Source organism: Caballeronia sp. A2-2, from assembly GCF_057612605.2.
Map to the genome: position 1 here is coordinate 132,140 of NZ_JBVFIR010000005.1, position 16,442 is coordinate 148,581.

Genomic DNA, 16,442 nt, shown 5'->3' on the forward strand with positions numbered 1-16,442 from the left:
CATCGATCTGGACACGATACGGAGAACGAAGTACACGCGCGCCCGACCGTGCCCGCACAAAAACCGTGCGTTGTTGAAAAACTCGGGTTAACCCGCGCTTGAAGCGTACCAACTTAGTTGATAACGTTTCAATTAAGTTGAAGCGCCAACCACCCGTCAGTCCCAATTCTCGGAATCCGGAGATGGGCAATGAGATGCGTCCGTTCGATATCGCCCGCCTTGCAGCGCTGCATCGCTTCAGCGGCGATATTCGCTGTCGCATCCCCCTCCACGGCGTTCGGCGCGGGCGGTGAAGTCGTCATCGTCGACTGGTTATCCGGCTCGGAAGCCGACACCATGCATGCCGTCGAGGCGGCCTTCGAGCAAAGTCATCCTGGCATTCGTATCCGTGAGATCAATCTGACCGTTCAGGGCGATGCGCGCGGCGCCATCCGCACCATGCTTCTCGGCGGCGAGAAAGCCGATCTCCTGGTCAATACGTGGCCTGCCTTTCGCGCCGAACTCGCCGATGCGGGTCTGCTCCGTCCGCTCGATGCCGCGTGGGCCGCGAATCGCTGGAGCGACAATCTCGACGATCAATGGAAACGCCTCGGCCAGTACAAGGACGTCACTTACGGCGTGACCTACACCTTCGGCGATCGCAGCGGCATGTTCTATCGCGCGGATCTCATGAAGAAGGCCGGCATGACTACCCCGCCGCGTACATGGCGTGAATTCCTCGAAGGCTTCGGCACGCTGCGCGCGGTCAACGTCACGCCTGTTTCCATGCCGGGCAAGACGTGGGCGCACGCGGACTGGTTCGAAAACTTGTTGCTGCGCGTGGGCGGAACGGATGCGGCGTCGAAGCTCGCCGAGCACCGGATTGCGTGGACCGATCCGATCGTCAGGACAGCGCTGCAAAAATATGCCGAGATGCTCCATGCAGGATGCTGCGATCCGCCCGAGCGCATGCTCGCGACCGATTGGGACAACGCCGCCGACGAAGTGCTCAAGACCGGCACGCATGGCTACGACCTCATCGGCATGTGGGTGAATAATCGCGCGAGAAACGATTACGGCATGAGCGAAGGACGCGACTATGCGCTTTTGCAATTTCCGTCGATGGGACTCGGCCATGACGACACCGTAAGCGTCGACACAAAAGAGTTCCTCGCGCTCAAATCCGGCTCCAATGCGCAGGCCGCGAACGTCTTCCTGACATGGATGACCGGCGCGCAGGCCGCCGATATCGAGGCGAGAAACGGTCTGGTGTCGCCGTCCAACAAGACCGATGCGTCGCTGTTGAGTCCAGTGGCGACCGCTTCGTCGAAGGCCGTGAAGTCGTCGCAAACGCAATTCGTGCTTGGCGATCTGCTGCCTGGCGATCTCGTGGATGAATACCGCGTTCAATTGCAGCGTTTTCTTCAGGACCCGAGCGAGGCGAACATCGACCGGGTGCTCGCCGCAATCGAGGCAAAAGCCCGGGTGTCGTACAAATGACCTCGCCCGCACGTTGTGAATGGAGAATCGACGAGCGTGCAGGACGACGCATGTGCGCGCGCACGGGTTCGCGCGTACAACGTCCGAGAGAAACGCGCGCGGCTTATCTATTGATTGCGCCCGTGCTCATTTTGTTCGGCCTGGCGGTCGTATTTCCGCTGATCGATACCGTCCGCCTGAGCTTTTTCGACATCCACGGACTGGGGGCGGCGCGTTATGTCGGCATCGGCAATTACGTCGCGCTCTTTCACGACGACAATTTTCGTCGCGCGTTATGGACCACGTTGGTCTGGACCGTCTCGACCACGGTCCTGTCCGTGGGCGCGGGCTGGATGATCGCGCTGGCCTGCTCGCTTGCGCCGCGCGCGACGCTGATTCCCCGCGCGCTGATCTTCAGCGCCTACGCCATCTCCGAAACGGTCACGGGCTTTATCTGGCTCGGCATCTTGCGGCCGGACTCGGGCGGTCTGCTCAATGCGGGGCTTGCCGCCATCGGGCTCGGGCAGTTCGCGCATGCCTGGCTGGGCGACGAATCCACCGCGCTGGGCGCGGTCGTCGTGGCGTATTCATGGGCGCAAACCGGCTTGCCGCTGATGCTGTGTTTCGCGGCCACGCAAGCCATTCCAGCCTCGATTTTCGAAGCCGCGACACTCGACGGCGCGCACGGGCTGTCGATCCTGCGCCATATCGTCATGCCGCTGTCATCAGGGGGACTAAAGGTTTCCATCTTCATCAACCTGCTCGGCAGTCTGCGCGCGTTCGACACGATCTTCGTGATGACAAACGGCGGCCCGGTTCGTTCGACGGAAACGCTCGGCTTCTTCATGTATCGCGAGTCGATGACGCAATTCAAGCTCGGCTATGGCGCGGCCGCCACGCTCGTGCTGCTCGCGGCGGTGCTCGTCGTGTCGATTCCGCTCATGCTCGCGCGCAGCAAGGAGGCGCGATGAAACACACTTCCTCCCGCCGCGCGGCCGTGCTCGTCAGCGTGATCTCGCTGATCTGGTTCGTGCCGATCGCGGGCATCGTCATCATGTCGCTGCGGCCGGCCGGCGAAGCGATACTCGGCTGGTGGACGCTTCATCCATTCACGCTGACCTTCGATGCCTGGCGCTCGGTATGGATCCGCTATCCGCTTGGCAACGCGTTCTGGGTGACGCTCGAACTCGCCGGCATCGCGAGCATCGCGACGATGGTGCTCACGCCCGCCGCCGCCTACGCGTTCCACTTTTTACGCTTCCCGTTGCGCAGAACTTGGCTGCTGCTGATCGTCAACGCGTTCGTGCTGCCTCAGCAAATCGTCATCATCCCGCTGTTTCGGCTCTGGCGCGACTGGGGCTTGATCGACAACGCGCTCGCCGTGCTCGTCCCGTATGTCGGCCTCTCGTTTGCCTGGTCTGTCGTCGTGCTGAAGAACTATCTCGAAGGCTTTCCGCGTGATCTGATCGAGGCCGCGCGCATCGACGGATGCGGGCCGCTCGCCGTGTTCCGTCACATCGTGCTGCCCAACACGCTTGCGCCGGTCTGCGCGGTGGGCATTCTGCAATTCCTGTGGACGTGGAACGCGCTGTTGTTTCCGCTGCTTTATTTGCGCACTCAAGTTCCGTTGCCGGTGCTGTTCGCCCGCATCGCCGGCAGCTTCGACGGGAATTGGAATATGCGAGCGGCGGCGGCGATCATCACGGCGGTCGTGCCGCTCGCGGTGTTTGTCGTCTTTCAGCGGCAGTTCGCGCGCGGCGCGCTGGTCCGTGGCAGCGCAGAGTGAAGATCATGACGCCCATTCGCTTCCGGACGATTCATCTGGACACCGTATCATGACCGACGACTTCTCGAACGACAACGGCAAGCCACGCGCCGCGACCATCGTCGATGTCGCGCGGCGAGCCAACGTGGCGGTGGGAACGGTTTCGCGCTATCTGAACGGCTTCCCGATCCGGCGCGCGAATCGCGACGCAATCGAAGAAGCCATTCGCGCGCTGCATTTCAAGCGCAACGCGGCAGCCGTCGCAATGAAGACCGATGTCTCGCATGTCATCGGCCTGCTTGCGCCTTCCTTCGACGAGTTCCACGGCGTCATGCTCGAACATTTGTCGCGCGCGCTGCGCCGCGACGGACGCGCGCTGCTGATCTATTGCCACGGAAGCGACGCGCGGTTGATGAAAGACGGACTCGATTATTTTTCGACGCAACGTATCGATGCGCTGGTGATGGCGGGCGCGGAGCCGCTATTCGAGCGCCTCGATGAGCTGATCGACAGCGGCGTGCCGCTCGTGCTCTACGACAACGATCTGGCGGGCCTGAAGGCCGACCGCGTGTTCGTGAACAATCGCGAAGCGGCGACGAACGCCGTGCGGCATCTGCTGGATATCGGCCATCGACGAGTGGGAATCGTCAACGGCGAACTCGTCGATACGGCCGCGAACGAACGCTATCTCGGCTATTGCGATGCGCTCGCCGAACGCGGCCTCGCACTCGATGCGCAATACGTGCAGAACGGTCACTGGACCACGCTCGGCGGCATGGACGCCACGCACCGTCTGATGGCGCTTCCCAAGCCGCCGACCGCCGTTTTTTGCGCGAACTACATCATGGCGCTCGGCGCGTTGCGCTGTTTCAAGGACACGAAGACGCGCGTGCCGGAAAACGTCTCGCTCGTGTCCTTCGACGATCCGCCGTTGTTCGGGCTCTACGAGCCCGGCATCACGGTGGTCGCTCAGCCGATCGACGGCGTGGCGCAGACGATCGCGGACGTGCTCGAAAGAAGGCTGTGCACGGCGCGCGAAACGCCGTTCGGCACGACGAGCCTGCGTTGCGAAGTGATTCTGAGAGGGTCCACGCGTCCACTCTAAGTTGCGATGGATGAAATGAACGCCCGTGCATCGCACCGGCAATGTCAACGACCGGAGGCCAGGCAGTACATCGAATCATGCTCAACTCGTCAAACTTCTATAGCGTAGCCGCTGTGTCGAATCCGATCGATGCCGCAGGGGTGGCTTACCTCTTTGGTTCGTTTCGGCTCATTCCGTCGCAGCAAATCTTGCTCGATGGCGAATCGCGCGTGCCCGTCGGCAGCCGCGCGCTCGACCTGCTGACGGCGCTCGTCGAACGACGCGGAGAACTCGTCACCAAAAACGAACTCATCGGGCGTGCGTGGCCGCAAACCGTGGTCGAGGAAGGCAATCTCAAGGTGCATATCGCGGCTTTGCGCAAGGCGCTGGGCGAAGGCCCGCAGGACCAGCGCTTCGTGACGACCGTGGTCGGCCGCGGGTATCGTTTCGTGGCATCCGTCACGCGCGAGATGCTGCCCGCGCAGATTTCCGTGGCGCCCATGCGCGCACGGTCATCGCACACTATTCCGGCAGCGCTGGTGAAGCCCATCGGGCGCGCGGAGGTAGTTCGGGAAGTGATCGGGCGGCTCGCGCGCATCCGGCTTCTGACCATCGCGGGAACGGGTGGCGTGGGCAAGACCACGGTCGCGCTCGCCGTCGCGCATGCCATGGCCGAGGCCCGCGCGCACGAGATCACGTTCGTGGATCTGTCCGCGCTGACCGATGCAAGCCGCGTGCCTCGCGCGGTCGCGAACGCAATGGGCTTGCCCGCCTGCCCGGACGACGCCCTCCCGGCGCTCACGCGCCATGTGCGCCAGTGCGGCCGCCCACAACTCCTGGTGCTGGATGGCTGCGAGCATGTGATCGAAACGGCTGCCGTGATCGCGGAACATATGACATCCACCGCGCCGCAAATGCATGTTCTCGCGACCAGCCGCGAGCCCTTGCAGGCCATTGGCGAGCACATTCATCGGCTCGAGCCATTCGAATGTCCCGCTGATGACACTACCCTGACCATGAACGAAGCGCTCCGCTATCCTGCCGTCGAACTGTTCATGGAACGCGCGATGGCCGCACGCGGTGACTTCGGCCTGTCCGACGAAGACGCGCCGGTCGTCGCGCGTATCTGCCGGCGGCTGGATGGCATTGCGCTGGCCATCGAACTGGCTGCGGCGTGCCTCAATGCCTTCGGCGTCCACAAGCTGCTCGACCTTCTCGACGATCGCTTTTTCACGCTCGCACAGGGTCGCCGCACGGCGCCCGACCGGCAAAGGACCTTTCAGGCGACGCTCGACTGGAGCCATGCGTTGCTGCCCGAAGTAGAACGCGTCGTGCTGCGACGGCTCGCGATTTTTCCCGGTGCATTTGCGTTGAGCGCCGCTGCCGCCGTGCTCGCCGACGACGCACTCGCGCCGTCCGGCGTGATCGACGCGCTCGCCAGTCTGGTGGCGAAGTCGATGCTCTGCGCAAATGTCTGCGGCGACACGGTACGTTACCGCCTGCTCGATACGACGCGCGCTTATGCAAGGCGCAAACTTGCCGACGCGGGCGAACTCGATACGATCGCGCATCGCCATGCCGCTTATTTTCACGATGCCTGAGCGACGGCGGCCGGCGCGCGCGGCAAGCGCTACTGCGCCGTCCATCCCCCGTCGATACGCAGGCTCGTGCCGGTAATCATCGCGGCAGCGGGAGACGCCAGATACAGCACCGCCGCGGCAACCTGGTCGCTCTGGAGAAGACGCCCCATCGGAATACGATCGAAAACCCAGCGCTTGAATTCCTTGTCCTCGAAGAACGGCTGCGTCATGGGTGTATCGACAAACGTCGGCGCCACCGAATTCACGCGTATGCCAGGCGCAAGTTCAACGGCGGCGGCTTTCGTCAACCCCTCCATCGCGTGCTTCGTCATGCAGTACACCGAACGATCGGGCGCGCCTACGTGACCCATCTGCGACGAGATATTGATAATGGCGCGGTCATCACGGGCCCCGCCTTCTAGCATCTTGCGAACGGCTGCTCGCGTCGCCAGAAACGTCGCTCGGACATTCAGGCCGATCACGAAGTCCAGATCCGAAGTTTCGACATCGGCAAGCCTCGAAGGGATGTTGGTGCCTGCATTGTTGACGAGGATATCCAGCCCCGGAAGTTCAAGGAAAGCCCGCTCAAGTTGAGCATCGTTCAGAAGGTCGCATACAACGGGCGTGCAGGCACCCCCATTTCGATGAATGCGAGCGGCAACTTCTTCGAGCTCCCCCGCATCCTTGCTAAAGAGATAGACGTGTGCGCCGGATTGTGCGAGCAAGGCGGCGATGTCGGCGCCAAGGCCGCGGCCCGCGCCAGTCACCACGGCGCGCTTGCCTTCAAGACTCAAAAGTTCGCTGGACATGGGTTCCTCTGGAATTTCAATTTCGGTTGATTGCAGACTGTGTGCAAACGCTTGCTCGGCTTTAACGGCTCTCCGGTATCAACGTCGCCGCTGAAGGGGCTCTCCGATCGTGAGCGACCCTCGCCAACAGCGCACACACGAGCGTGATGCCTGCGGCGATCATCGCGAAGACGGCGACGGGGGTGTAGTCACCGTATTTCGCGAGCAACGCCGTGGCGATCAGCGGTGTCGGCGCACCCGCCAGCAGCGCGCCCAATTGAAACCCGATCGTCACGCCGCTATACCGAACCTCGGGGCTGAACATCTCGGCGAACCATGCGGCCATCGGCGAGAACACCGCCGCGTGAGCAATCGTGAGCACGATGATTTCGGCGAGCAGGATCATCGTCGGATTGCCGGTTCCTACCATGTGGAAGAACGGGAATGGCGCCACCACCGCAACCAGTGCGCCGAAGATCACCACCTGCTTTCGACCGAACCTGTCCGATAACGCGCCGAAAAAGGGATTCGTCAGCAGTTCGAGCGCGGCAGCGATCAGGATGGCGACCAGCACGGTTTTTCGTGGCACGCCGAGATGGCTCGTCATATAGGTGAGGCCGAAAGTCGTAAATACGTAGTACAGAATGTTGTCCGCAAAACGGAGTCCGGCGGACATCAGAATCGCTCGCGGAAATCGGCGCACCGCTTCGACGATCGGCAACTTCACGGTCGTATCGGCATCGAGCACTTTCTTGAATTCGGGCGGTTCTTCAATGCGAAGCCGGATCACGAGACCGACTGCGACGAGTACCGCGCTGAACAGAAAGGGAATGCGCCAACCCCACGCGAGAAATTCCGTTTCAGGCAGGCGGCTGGCCAGTTCCATTCCACCCACCGCCATGCACAGACCAGCAGGAAGACCCATTTGAGGAAAGCTGCCGTACAGGCCGCGCCGGTTCGGGGCAGCATGTTCGACGGCGATCAGCGCCGCGCCGCCCCACTCGCCTCCGACCGCTAGACCCTGCACGATTCGCAGCAGAATCAACAAGATCGGCGCAGCAAGCCCGATGCTGCCGTACGACGGCACGAGACCGATCAGCGTGGTCGACAATCCCATTGCCAGCAGCGTGCTGACCAGCACGAACTTGCGCCCGACACGGTCGCCCAGATGGCCCGCCACAATGCCGCCGAATGGACGCGCGACGAAACCCACCGCGAACGTTCCGAACGCGAGAAGCGTCCCCGTCAATGCATCGCCGCTGGGAAAATACAGTTTGCCGAAAACAAGTGCCGAGGTGATTCCGTAAAGAAAGAAATCGAACCACTCGATGGCACTTCCAATGAAACTAGCGATAGCAATCGTCACCATCTTCGGTGACGAATGCCCCACTACAGCCGAGCGCTTGGTTTCCAATCCCGCCTCCTGATACATAGTTATGCCGAGCTTTTCGTTGACCTTCGAGCGCCGATCATGCGTACGGCGGATCGGGCAACTGCACGCCGCCGCGAATGATGAATTTCGGATCGTATTCGAGCAGACCGGTTTCGATACGGTCTTCGGAAATACCCGCATAGTCGCTGAAAATGGCGCTCACTTTCTTGACCAGCGTGAGCTTCGCGTCGTTCGATCGACCTGCACGGATATTGCACATGATGAGCGTATCGCCGCCCGGTTCGCCGCCCACGTAGCTGCTTTCGGAGGAAAGATCATTGAAGACCACGCTGATGATGTTGAGCGGCGACTTGATGGTCTCGTTCACGGCAAGCGTGATTGCCTTGGCGATCTTCCGCTTGATATCGACATCCAGTCCAGCGCGAGTGTTACAAACGATGATGGGCATTTTCGGTTACTCCTTTTAGACGGGTTGAAACATAAATGCATACGTATGCAATCATTCGAATTCAGATGCATCTACAACCGATGTATATGCAACAGTCTAGTGCGATTCGAAGCCTCTTCAACTGGTAAGAACCCGTACTGACTACTGCATTTCCAAGCCCGAACAGTTCATCGACTCGACGTGTCTCGTGCGGAAGTGCTACGATAGTTGCATATACACTGATCAATCCTTCGAGAGGGATCGCCGATGTTCACCGAATGTTATTGCACCCAATTCCGCCGCTCGGCGAACGCGCTGACAAGCATTTATGACGAGGCTTTGCGTCCGGTGGGCCTCAAGATCACGCAACTCACGCTGTTGCGCGGCCTCGATCGCCTCGGTTCGGCGACCTATAACGAGATCGCAGCCGAGCTGTCGCTCGACAAGACCACGATTTCGCGCAATATCAAGCTGCTGATCGACGCAGGCTGGGTCGAAGTCTCCAGCGATGACGATGCGCGCTACAAGCTGGCGACCCTCAGCCCTGCCGGCGCCCGCGTGTTGAAGGAAGCCGAGCCGCACTGGCGCAAAGCGCAGACTCAGGTCGAGAAGGAACTTAAAAAATTCCTGAAAGGACCTGCGAAGAACGTGCTTCTGGAAGCCTTGGAGACGCTGCAAAACGTGGGCGCTCAATAAATTCAATAAGAGCAATGAGATCGATGAGGCCCATTTCAACGAGTCGCCTCGATCTGCTGTATCGCGTTCCGCAGGTCAATGGATAGCGCGACCGGCCGTCGCGTGATGCGATCGACATAAGCATGAACGAACGTGCCATGCGCGAACGACTGTTCGCTGTCGTTTCTGAACAAGCTGATCTCGTACGTGACGCTGGTCGCGCCCACTCTGCTCACGCATATCCCACACGTGACGAGATCAGGAAAGACCACCTCGTCGAAGTATTCGCAACTCGTGCGCACGACCAGACCCACCGCCTCACCGCGACGCGGGTCCAGAAGGCCCCGCTCCATGAGCCATCCATTGACCGCGGTATCGAACCACGTGTAATGAACGGCGTTGTTCACGTGCCCATAGATGTCGATGTCTTTCCACTGGGTATTGACCCGGCAAAACCAGTGGAAATCGCTTCGAGGCCGTGGTCTGGTGCGTGTCATGAGCGCTTCTCCCCAACGATTACGCGGGCACGGCCGTGCCATACGGCACATCGCGATTGCCGAAGCGACGCACGCGAATATTGGCTTGCTCGCCGTGCGCGATCATCCCTTCGATGGCGCACAGCCGCGAGCAATACGAGCCGATCAACGCACTGGCTTCATCCGTCAGCACCTTCTGATACGTGCAGGTCTTGATGAACTTGCCGACCCAAAGACCGCCGGTATAGCGCGCGGCCTTGCCCGTGGGCAACGTGTGATTCGTGCCGATGACCTTGTCGCCGAAGGCCACGTTGGTGCGCGCGCCAAGAAAAAGCGCCCCGTAGTTCTTCATGTTCTTCAGGAAATGATCCGGGTCGCGCGTCATCACCTGGACGTGCTCGGATGCAATGCGATCGGCCACCGACACCATCTCGTCCACCGTGTCCGCCACGATCACTTCGCCGTAATCGCGCCATGAGACGCCAGCCGTGTTGGCCGTCGGCAGAATCTCGAGCAAGCGTGCGATCTCGGAGAGCGTGTCGCGGGCCAACTGCATCGAATTCGTGAGGAGAACGGCGGGCGTATTGAAGCCGTGTTCCGCCTGACCCAGCAGGTCGGTCGCGCACAGTTCGGCATCGACGCTGTCGTCGGCGATCACCAGTGTCTCCGAAGGCCCTGCAATCAGATCGATGCCGATGCGCCCGAACAACTGACGCTTCGCTTCCGCGACATACGCGTTGCCCGGCCCGACCACCATCGCAACCGGATCGATCGTCTGCGTGCCGAGCGCCATCGCGGCAATGGCCTGAACGCCGCCGAACGTATAGATTTCGTCCGCGCCGCCGAGGTGCATGGCGGCGACCACTGCCGGATTCGGCCGGCCACCGACCGGCGGCGACGCGGTGATGATGCGCGGCACGCCCGCCACCTTGGCCGTCACCACGCCCATGTGCGCCGACGCCACCAGCGGAAACTTCCCGCCCGGCACGTAACACGCGACGCTATCGACCGGCATGTTCTTGTGGCCCAGCACCACGCCCGGCAAGGTCTCGATTTCGACATCGCGGATGGACTCGCGTTGCGCCTGCGCGAAGTTGCGCACCTGAGCCTGCGCGAACTTGATGTCATCGAGCTGGCCTTGCGACAGCGTGCGGATACAACTCGCGATCTCGTCGTCCGACAAACGAAAGCGCTCGGGCGACCAGTCGTCGAACTTCGCCGAGAGTTCGGCGACGGCTTTGTCGCCGCGCGATGCGACATCGGCGAGGATGCTCGTGACCACATCGCGAACATTGGCGGCGTCCTGCGAGGATGCTTCGGCGCTGCGGCCATGCTTCAGATATTGGATTGCCATTTGCATTTCCTTTTTGCGGGAGTGAACGGGAAGCAGCGTTTGCCGGGTGTCGGACGGCGTGCTGCGTTGATGCAAATGTAGCGCAATTTTTTCTGCAAATTTTGCGCAAATGCTCGATACTTTCCCTAGAGACCTAGAAAAAAGGCTCGGTTTTTCAATCACCCATGCAAATTTATGCAAACGAAAACGCGTTCGAGTTTGCGCACCAAGGCGCCGAAAGTCCGGCTCGAAGATGTTGCCAAGCGTCTCGGCATAGCGGTGTCCACCGTGTCCCGGTCGCTCGCGGGACACCCCGCCATCAGCGACGAAACCCGCAGCGCCGTGCAGGCGATCGCGGCCGAAATGGGGTATCGCATTCCGTCGCAGGGCCGGCCTGCGCGCAAGTCGGCGACGAAGCTGATCGGAGTGGTGGTGGGCGCGCTGCACAATCGGTTCATGACCTTGCTGCTCACGCATCTTCATGACGCGTTGCAGGAGTTCGATTATCAGATCACGCTGATGATCGACTCCATGAACGACGCGAACAACCTGCTCGCGTTTCGCCCTTTGATCGACGGCTATCTCGACGGGATGATCTTCGCCACCGCGACGCTCGACTCGCCCGTGGTGGCGGAGATGCAACGGCGGGGCATGCCGCTCGTGCTCGTCGTGCGCTCCGTGGACGATGTCAGGGTCGACACGGTAGAAATCGACAACGTTCATGCGGGCGCGCTGGCAGTCGAGCATCTCTATCGATTGGGTCATCGAAGAATCGGGCTGGTCATGGGTTCGCAGAACACATCGACGAGCAGGGACCGCGTGAAAGGGGCCCTGCAATGGCTGGAGGCGGCGGGCATCGCGGCGGCCACGGTGCCGCTGATTCATTGCGACTACACCAGCGAGGCGGGCTATTCCAGCGCCATCGCCATGTTGAGCGACGCGGAGCGGGTTACCGGCATCGTCGCCGGAAACGACACGATCGCGCTGGGCGTGCTGGAAGCGGCCAAACGGCAGGGCATCGCGGTGCCCAAACAGCTTTCGGTCATCGGCTTCGACGACATGCCGCTCGCCGGGTCGCCGCTCGTCGGCCTGACCTCGATTCGACAGCCCGTCGAAGCCATGGCGCGCACGGCGGCTCGCAGGCTCGTCGAGCGCATTCGAGCCGGGGGAATGGGCGCGCCCGTTCACGATGTGCTGCCCATCCAGCTCGTTCAGCGCGATACGACGGGGCCATTCGACGCGCGTTAGCCGTTGGTCTTGAGTCGCGCCTGATCCAGTGCCCGCCTGATGTCGGCCGCGCGCACAGGCAGATGCCGCATCCGCACGCCTACAGCGGCAAAGATCGCGTTGCCGATCGCCGGTGCGACCACGGTGGTCGGCGGTTCGCCGAGTCCCACGGGCGCCTCCGCGCTGTCCACGAACGCGATGTCCATCTCCGGCACGTCGGCCATGCGCAGCGGCGTGTAGGTATCCAGATTCAGGTCCTTCACGTATCCGTTTTCGAATCCGGTGCCTTCGTGGAGCGCCATGCTCAAGCCCCACAAGGTGGCGCCCTGCGCCTGCGCCATGGCGCCGTCCGGATCGATGATCGAACCCGCGTCGATCTCCATCCATAGCTTTTGCACCGTGACGCGTCCGGTCTGCCGGTCGACCTCGATCTGCGCCACGCATGCGCACCATGTCGGCATCGCGCGCTCCTGCCCGAATGAGCTGGCAAGGCCGAGACCGGTGTCCGGCGGCATTGCGCGTCCCCAGCCCGCACGCGCCGCCACACGGCGGATGACGTTGGCTTGCCGCAGCGCGCCGCCGGTCGAACTTGGCGCCGCGCCAACGTTCCGTCCCGCGCCTGTCAAATGAGCGAGGCGCAGCGCCACGGGATCGGTCTTCTGTGCATGCGCGACCTCGTCCATGAACGACTCCAGCGCCCAGTTCGTCCAGCCCGGCGCGACCGCTCGCAACCAGCCCGGACGAAAGCTCTTTTGCGCGAGATCGTTGTTGACCGCGCGAACCCGCAATGCGCCGACGTCATACCAGTGGTCCGCGCCTGAGATCGAGAACGGATCGTACAACGCGCCATTGGTGCCCTTCTGCAAGTTGCCGGGGAAGACCGTCAGGCTCGGCCATCCTGCAACGGCGACGTGTTCCATCGCCCCGATTCTTCCGGCATCGTTCCATCCGAGCTTGAGCCGTTGCAGCGTGGGGGAGCGCAATGAGTCGAGCCGCGTGTCGTCTTCGCGCGTCAGCACCATCTTGAACGGCTGTCCGAGCAATTTCGCGGTGAGCGCGGCGGGCACCGCGTAGTCGCCATTCAGGCGTCTGCCGAAGCCGCCGCCTATCAGGTACGTCCGCATGACGATGCGTTCCACCGGAACCTGAAGCGCTTTCGCAAGGACAGGAAGAATGAAGCCCTGCGCCTGATTGCCCGTGTGAATTTCGAATACCCCATCTTTCTCGAACGCGACGGCGTTGACCGGTTCGAGCTGGAAATGAAGTACGCCTGCTGTGGTGTAAGTGCCTTCGAGCGTCCTGGCGGCTTGTGCAAGACCGCCGTCCACGTCGCCTTCGCCTGTATCGAGCAGCGCGCCTTGCTTCTGGTCCGCCGCGAGCGCGGCGGCATGATCGAACAGATCCTTTTCGGATACCGTCGCCGTGTCGCCGGCTTGCCACTGAACCTTCACGAGATCGACCGCGCGCAACGCCGCATGGAACGTGTCCGCGATCACCATCACCCAGCCCGGCACCGTGCCCGACGGATCGTCCAGCGCCACGCTGCGCAGATAGCCTTTGATGCCTCGCGCCGCGCTGTCGTCGATGGCGAGCACCTTCGATCCATAGCGCGTGGGCGGCAGCTTCGGCCGGCCATGGACCATGCCGGGAATATCGACATCGATGCCGTACACCGCCGCGCCGGTGGTCTTGCCGGGGACATCGAGCGCCCGGGTCGGCTTGCCGATCAGGGTGCGGCTGGCTGCGCTCTTGATCGGCAGCGCCTTTAACTCGTCGGCGGAAAAGCGTCGCGCGAGGTTTCCACGGCGCACGATTTCGCCGTAGCCGATCGCGCGATCATCAGCATGAACGGCACTGCCGCGTGCAACGCAGCCCGCGGCGGGCACGCCCAGAAGTTTCGCGCCCGCTTCGATCAACGCAATCCGGCCAGCCGCGCCCGCCCGGCTGAAAACCGGAAACGTCGCCCACACCGAGGTACTTCCCCCGGTGACCATGAATCCCCATTTAGGATCGCTATCGACGCCCACGATCCGAACCATGCTCCAGTCCGCTTCCAGTTCGTCGGCCAGAATCCGGGCGATGGCCGTGCCGATATGCTGCCCCATCTCGGCCTTCGGCACATTCACGGACACGATGCCTTCGTGATCGATGTCGAACCACACACTCGGCCCGAACGACGACGCCGACGCGCGATCCGGCGACGCCCCTCCAAACGCATTGAGCGCGAACGCGGCCTGCGAAAACCCGAAGAACGCACCCGTCGCGACCGTCGCCACCAGAAAGGAGCGGCGCGACAGATTGATGGCCGAATCCGCGCCGCCGTGCTGTGCCCGGCTCATGCCTCACCCTTCGCCATGTCCCGCGCCGCCTGCCGGATGGCTTCGCGAATGCGCGAATACGTCATGCAGCGGCAGAGGTTGCCGGTCATCACGGCGTCGATATCCGCGTCGGTCGGCTCGGGAAAATCCTTGAGCATCGCGGCGGCCTGCATGATCTGGCCGGACTGGCAATAGCCGCACTGCGGAACCTGAAGCGCTCGCCACGCGCGCTGAACGGGATGCTGTCCCTGCGCATCGAGTCCTTCGATCGTCGTGATATCGGCGCCCTCCACCGCGCCGAGTCTCGTGATGCATGAACGCGTCGGTCGACCGCCGACATGGACCGTGCACGCACCGCACATGCCGATCCCGCAGCCGAATTTGGTGCCCTTCAGCCCGATCTCGTCACGAATCACCCATAGCAGCGGTGTCTGCGGGTCCGTGTCTGTCGTGGCGGGACGACCGTTGATGCGGAATGTTGTCATCGACTTTCTCCTGGTCCTGCGGCGCGGATCGTTGCCACCTGTTTACCGAGATCCGGCCACGCGGCCTTGGCCGTTCGGGTACTGCGCAGATAGTTGGCAATGCTCACCACATCGTCGTTGCTCAGGCCGTGTGCGAAGCCGGGCATCACGATGCCGGGCGCGCCGTCCTTCGCGTCGATGCCGTAGAGGATCACGCGAATGAGATTGGATGGATCATCCAGAAACAACGCGCTGTTCAAGCCCAACTCCGGCCGGTTCGGATTGACATCGGGCGCGCGGTTGTAATGGCACGATGCACACGCGGCGACAAACAGACGCCCGCCCGCAACGTCCATGCGGCTGTGATCCTGCGCATCGACGGCAAGCGCGGACGATATGGCCGAAGTCGAACTGGCTGCCCTCGCATCGCCATTGCCGAGCGATTCGACGTAAGTCACCAGCGCCCGCTGATCTTCGGAACTGAGAACGCCGAGTTCCTGCGTGACGGACGCCATCGGACCGGCCGCTGTACCGTGATAGCGGCTCGCGCCGGTCGTCAGATAGTCGCGGAGTTCCGCCGATGTCCACGGCATGGGCGCGGGATTGGCTGCCGTCAAGGCAGGCGCGAACCAGCCATCGACCGATGCACCCTGATACAGCCGGTTCGTGAGTTCTTCCCCGAGCGGTCCGCGCGGCGTGTGGCAGGCGGAACAGTGACTCAGCCCTTCGGCGAGATACGCGCCGCGATTCCATTCGACCGAGCGATCGGTGCGAGGCTCGAATCGCCGGGGATGGAAAAACAACAGCTTCCATCCGGCCTGAAGCGACCGGATTCCGAGCGGAAACGGCATCTCGTTCGGATGGTTCTCCGCGCGCACGGCGGGGCGCGTCATGACGAACGCATACAGCGCGTGGATGTCCTCGTCCGACAGGCGCGCGAAATGGTCGTAGGGAAAGGCGGGAAAAAGATGCGCTCCGTCACGCGCCACACCTTCACGCATGGCGCGGAAAAACGCTTCTTCGGACCACGAACCGATTCCCGTCTCGCGATCGGGTGAGATATTGGTGGAGTAGATGGTGCCGAAGCCTGTCTTCATTGCATAGCCGCCCGCGAAGGGCTTTCCGCCCGCGATCGTGTGACAGCTCGCACAGAAACCCGCGGCGGCAAGCCGCGCGCCTTGTTGGACCAATGCCGGCGAAAAGCTCGAAGCGTCGGGCGTGGAGACTTCCGACATGGCAGGTCTCCAGGCGAAGGCCGCGAATCCGCAGACGCCCACGACAAACACGGCCGCCAACAACGCGAGCACGCGCGCCACGCGGGGTCTTTTTCTCGGCGACGTATCCTGATCTTTCGACATTGCATCCCTCTCCGACCGTTGGCGTTACGTTAGATGACGCCGACGCCCCGAACCATGTCGAATACACAGGGTTTTTCGGTCATCGGAAGATCAATG

At 62.2% G+C, this 16,442-nt stretch carries 15 protein-coding genes; 7 read left to right on the top strand and 8 right to left on the bottom strand.

The window, feature by feature from the left end:
* Positions 1-189 precede the first annotated feature (189 nt).
* The 5 genes from ACZCWR_RS34750 (at position 190) to ACZCWR_RS34770 (ending at position 5,908) form a co-directional block, all read left to right on the top strand.
* Positions 190-1,479: an ABC transporter substrate-binding protein gene (locus ACZCWR_RS34750; RefSeq protein WP_487307071.1), complete on the top strand. Its 1,290-nt coding sequence runs from the start codon at positions 190-192 to the stop codon at positions 1,477-1,479.
* Positions 1,476-2,429, top strand: coding sequence for a carbohydrate ABC transporter permease (locus tag ACZCWR_RS34755; RefSeq protein ID WP_487307072.1), 954 nt, complete (start codon positions 1,476-1,478; stop codon positions 2,427-2,429). The genes ACZCWR_RS34750 and ACZCWR_RS34755 overlap by 4 nt, the downstream gene beginning before the upstream one ends.
* Complete coding sequence (locus tag ACZCWR_RS34760) at positions 2,426-3,244, top strand: carbohydrate ABC transporter permease (protein ID WP_487307073.1); 819 nt, start codon at positions 2,426-2,428, stop codon at positions 3,242-3,244. The genes ACZCWR_RS34755 and ACZCWR_RS34760 overlap by 4 nt, the downstream gene beginning before the upstream one ends.
* 49 nt (positions 3,245-3,293) lie before the next feature.
* Positions 3,294-4,328, top strand: a complete 1,035-nt coding sequence (locus ACZCWR_RS34765) for a LacI family DNA-binding transcriptional regulator (protein WP_487307074.1) — start codon at positions 3,294-3,296, stop codon at positions 4,326-4,328.
* 77 nt (positions 4,329-4,405) lie between these two features.
* A complete protein-coding gene (locus ACZCWR_RS34770; protein WP_487307075.1) occupies positions 4,406-5,908 on the top strand; it encodes an ATP-binding protein in 1,503 nt (500 codons plus the stop codon).
* Positions 5,909-5,937: 29 nt separating this feature from the next.
* On the opposite strand, the gene ACZCWR_RS34775 is transcribed toward ACZCWR_RS34770, so the two are convergent.
* From ACZCWR_RS34775 to ACZCWR_RS34785, 3 genes are all read right to left on the bottom strand, one after another.
* Positions 5,938-6,696 (bottom strand): SDR family NAD(P)-dependent oxidoreductase, encoded by a 759-nt coding sequence (locus tag ACZCWR_RS34775; protein ID WP_487307076.1) that lies wholly within the window; start codon positions 6,694-6,696, stop codon positions 5,938-5,940.
* 61 nt (positions 6,697-6,757) lie between these two features.
* Entirely contained in the window at positions 6,758-8,089 is a 1,332-nt protein-coding gene (locus ACZCWR_RS34780) for an MFS transporter (RefSeq protein WP_487307077.1), read from the bottom strand.
* 55 nt (positions 8,090-8,144) lie between these two features.
* A complete protein-coding gene (locus ACZCWR_RS34785) occupies positions 8,145-8,516 on the bottom strand; it encodes a tautomerase family protein (protein WP_487307078.1) in 372 nt (123 codons plus the stop codon).
* Between the two features lie 246 nt (positions 8,517-8,762).
* Between ACZCWR_RS34785 and ACZCWR_RS34790 the strand changes: the two genes are divergently transcribed.
* Positions 8,763-9,191: a MarR family winged helix-turn-helix transcriptional regulator gene (locus ACZCWR_RS34790; RefSeq protein WP_487307079.1), complete on the top strand. Its 429-nt coding sequence runs from the start codon at positions 8,763-8,765 to the stop codon at positions 9,189-9,191.
* A 35-nt stretch (positions 9,192-9,226) separates the two neighbouring features.
* On the opposite strand, the gene ACZCWR_RS34795 is transcribed toward ACZCWR_RS34790, so the two are convergent.
* Complete coding sequence (locus ACZCWR_RS34795; protein WP_487307080.1) at positions 9,227-9,667, bottom strand: acyl-CoA thioesterase; 441 nt, start codon at positions 9,665-9,667, stop codon at positions 9,227-9,229.
* A gap of 19 nt (positions 9,668-9,686) precedes the next feature.
* On the bottom strand, positions 9,687-11,000 hold the full coding sequence (gene hisD / locus ACZCWR_RS34800; RefSeq protein ID WP_487307081.1) for a histidinol dehydrogenase: 1,314 nt from the start codon (positions 10,998-11,000) through the stop codon (positions 9,687-9,689).
* A gap of 174 nt (positions 11,001-11,174) precedes the next feature.
* On the opposite strand from hisD, the gene ACZCWR_RS34805 reads away from it, so the two are divergent.
* On the top strand, positions 11,175-12,227 hold the full coding sequence (locus ACZCWR_RS34805) for a LacI family DNA-binding transcriptional regulator (protein ID WP_487307082.1): 1,053 nt from the start codon (positions 11,175-11,177) through the stop codon (positions 12,225-12,227).
* Here ACZCWR_RS34805 and ACZCWR_RS34810 read toward each other — a convergent pair.
* The 3 genes from ACZCWR_RS34810 to ACZCWR_RS34820 are packed head-to-tail and all read right to left on the bottom strand — an operon-like array spanning position 12,224 to position 16,223.
* Positions 12,224-14,545 carry a xanthine dehydrogenase family protein molybdopterin-binding subunit gene (locus ACZCWR_RS34810; RefSeq protein WP_487307083.1) on the bottom strand — a complete coding sequence of 774 codons (2,322 nt, stop codon included), beginning with the start codon at positions 14,543-14,545 and terminating at the stop codon, positions 12,224-12,226. The genes ACZCWR_RS34805 and ACZCWR_RS34810 overlap by 4 nt on opposite strands.
* The gene (locus ACZCWR_RS34815) at positions 14,542-15,009 is read right to left on the bottom strand and encodes a (2Fe-2S)-binding protein (RefSeq protein WP_487307084.1); all 468 of its coding nucleotides are present in this window, start codon (positions 15,007-15,009) and stop codon (positions 14,542-14,544) included. Before ACZCWR_RS34815 ends, ACZCWR_RS34810 begins: the two co-directional genes overlap by 4 nt.
* Positions 15,006-16,223, bottom strand: a complete 1,218-nt coding sequence (locus ACZCWR_RS34820) for a c-type cytochrome (RefSeq protein WP_487307085.1) — start codon at positions 16,221-16,223, stop codon at positions 15,006-15,008. Before ACZCWR_RS34820 ends, ACZCWR_RS34815 begins: the two co-directional genes overlap by 4 nt.
* Between the last annotated feature and the right edge of the window lie 219 nt (positions 16,224-16,442).

Coding starts and splice junctions, on each gene's coding strand:
- ACZCWR_RS34795 (WP_487307080.1), bottom strand. CDS start 9,667: ATGACACGCACCAGACCACGGCCTCGAAGCGATTTCCACTGGTTTTGC.
- ACZCWR_RS34790 (WP_487307079.1), top strand. CDS start 8,763: ATGTTCACCGAATGTTATTGCACCCAATTCCGCCGCTCGGCGAACGCG.
- ACZCWR_RS34755 (WP_487307072.1), top strand. CDS start 1,476: ATGACCTCGCCCGCACGTTGTGAATGGAGAATCGACGAGCGTGCAGGA.
- ACZCWR_RS34765 (WP_487307074.1), top strand. CDS start 3,294: ATGACCGACGACTTCTCGAACGACAACGGCAAGCCACGCGCCGCGACC.
- ACZCWR_RS34820 (WP_487307085.1), bottom strand. CDS start 16,223: ATGTCGGAAGTCTCCACGCCCGACGCTTCGAGCTTTTCGCCGGCATTG.
- ACZCWR_RS34770 (WP_487307075.1), top strand. CDS start 4,406: ATGCTCAACTCGTCAAACTTCTATAGCGTAGCCGCTGTGTCGAATCCG.
- ACZCWR_RS34750 (WP_487307071.1), top strand. CDS start 190: ATGAGATGCGTCCGTTCGATATCGCCCGCCTTGCAGCGCTGCATCGCT.
- hisD (WP_487307081.1), bottom strand. CDS start 11,000: ATGGCAATCCAATATCTGAAGCATGGCCGCAGCGCCGAAGCATCCTCG.
- ACZCWR_RS34810 (WP_487307083.1), bottom strand. CDS start 14,545: ATGAGCCGGGCACAGCACGGCGGCGCGGATTCGGCCATCAATCTGTCG.
- ACZCWR_RS34805 (WP_487307082.1), top strand. CDS start 11,175: ATGCAAACGAAAACGCGTTCGAGTTTGCGCACCAAGGCGCCGAAAGTC.
- ACZCWR_RS34815 (WP_487307084.1), bottom strand. CDS start 15,009: ATGACAACATTCCGCATCAACGGTCGTCCCGCCACGACAGACACGGAC.
- ACZCWR_RS34760 (WP_487307073.1), top strand. CDS start 2,426: ATGAAACACACTTCCTCCCGCCGCGCGGCCGTGCTCGTCAGCGTGATC.
- ACZCWR_RS34785 (WP_487307078.1), bottom strand. CDS start 8,516: ATGCCCATCATCGTTTGTAACACTCGCGCTGGACTGGATGTCGATATC.
- ACZCWR_RS34775 (WP_487307076.1), bottom strand. CDS start 6,696: ATGTCCAGCGAACTTTTGAGTCTTGAAGGCAAGCGCGCCGTGGTGACT.